The organism is Aquiflexum sp. (assembly GCF_041751335.1).
Lineage (GTDB): Bacteria > Bacteroidota > Bacteroidia > Cytophagales > Cyclobacteriaceae > Aquiflexum.
Window position 1 is genome coordinate 1 of sequence record NZ_JBGSXS010000461.1, and the last position, 1,610, is coordinate 1,610.

Annotated in this window: 1 protein-coding gene; it reads right to left on the reverse strand. The window is 43.7% G+C overall.

The window, feature by feature from the left end; all coding sequences use genetic code 11:
- Positions 1-182: 182 nt before the first annotated feature.
- A complete protein-coding gene (locus ACEW8U_RS23900; RefSeq protein WP_373524575.1) occupies positions 183-1,268 on the reverse strand; it encodes a hypothetical protein in 1,086 nt (361 codons plus the stop codon).
- Between the last annotated feature and the right edge of the window lie 342 nt (positions 1,269-1,610).

The following is a 1,610-nucleotide window of genomic DNA, read 5'->3' on the forward strand; positions in this document are numbered from 1 at the left end:
AGAGTTAAATACTTTTCCAGTAACTCAACCGTCTAATTGTACCCCTGGAGATCCCTCGTGCCTAGGGATGACGAGAAACCTGATGTCATTACCTATTTTGAACATTTCCAAAATGTTTTCGACTCGAGGTGACAAGCATAAGTTTAATTCTTCTTTTGAATGCTTTTCTCAGTTCAATCCCCTCACCCCTCTGCCCCAAAATCCAACACCCTCAAATACTCCGAAATACTGGCCTTAAGTCCAAAATGCGCCCGGCCAAATTCATGAATCGTTTCAGGATGGGCCGGCTTCAGATTTTCAAACCAATCCAATAATGCCGCTTCCTTTCCTTTTTCATAAAAGAAGCAAAAGTTTTTTCCTTTCAAAACCTCCTCCGTATCTCCAACATCCGGGGAAACCAGCACAGGCAACCCGCAGAGCAAATACTCTCCAAGCTTGATGGGTGCCAATCCGGCCAAACTTGGGGCAGGACTTCGCAAACTCAATCCCAAATCCGCAGCCATCAAAAACCTTGGAATGTCATCAAATGCACCTTTCCTGACAATCAGGTGAGGTTCCAACTCAGGGGAAACTTTGCCTTCCAAATAGATTGGGTTCCGGGTGAGTATCAAAAATTTTCCTTGATCCCCTCTAGAGAGATAGGCTTCGAACAGCCCCAACATTTCGGCTACCAAATATGGTTTTCCCAAAGTCCCGGTATAAACCCAAAGGATTTCATTTTCACCCAATCCCAATTCGCCTCTGACCTGCGCTCTCACTTTGGCATCATAATAAAATTTAGCCTCATCCCTACCATTGCTGACCACCTGGAATTTAGGGGCAAAGTGTCCACCAACAACTTCCAGATGAATATCCATGGACTTTTTGGAGCGGGTTATGACGCGGTCTGCCATGTTGATAATCTTTCGTTCTTCCCGCTTGAGGAAAGTATATTGGCTGGAATTGGGTTTCAATCCTGAAAAGTCCACCCTTTCTTCTAAAGGAAGACCATTGGCATCAAAAATGACTTTTACCATTTTTCGTTTCAACCATGTTCCAAGACGGTTTACCATCATGGCCGGCATGGTTGACCGTGGCATCAAAATATTGATCTGATGCTCCCGCACGTATTGACGGATCTGGTACACCCCCTGATACACCGATAGCAATGCCCCCAATACCGCCAAGGGTCTCCTGTGAATGGGGTGGTGCATATATTGCAGTCCCATCCCCTCCGCCAATTTCCTGATCCTCCCCACCTCCTCAGCCCCCGCCCAAGAAAATTGCATGATATGGCAGGTTATTCCACCTTCCTCCTGAATGCCTTTCAGTATAGGGAAGAACAAAGATTCAAGGTAGTTGCTGCTATCTGAATCCCAGGTAATGAAGAGAAGGTTTTTTTTAGGTTTGATGATGTTTTATTTTTATGGGGCTTGCCTGCTAAACCTTAGTGAAGGTATATTCTCAATTTATACAGTTTTCTTGTTTTTGTCATTTCGAACGTAGAGAGAAATCTAAAAGCCCTAGTTGTCTAAAAAGTTTTATTGACGTCATTTTAAGTGAGTGACAATCTCTTTATTTTTCCTCCTTCTTCTCTCTTACTTTTTTGCTTGACCAAAAAAGTAACAAAA

Excerpts from the sequence above, each read along its gene's own strand:
- ACEW8U_RS23900 (WP_373524575.1), bottom strand. The coding sequence starts at position 1,268 with ATGCAATTTTCTTGGGCGGGGGCTGAGGAGGTGGGGAGGATCAGGAAA.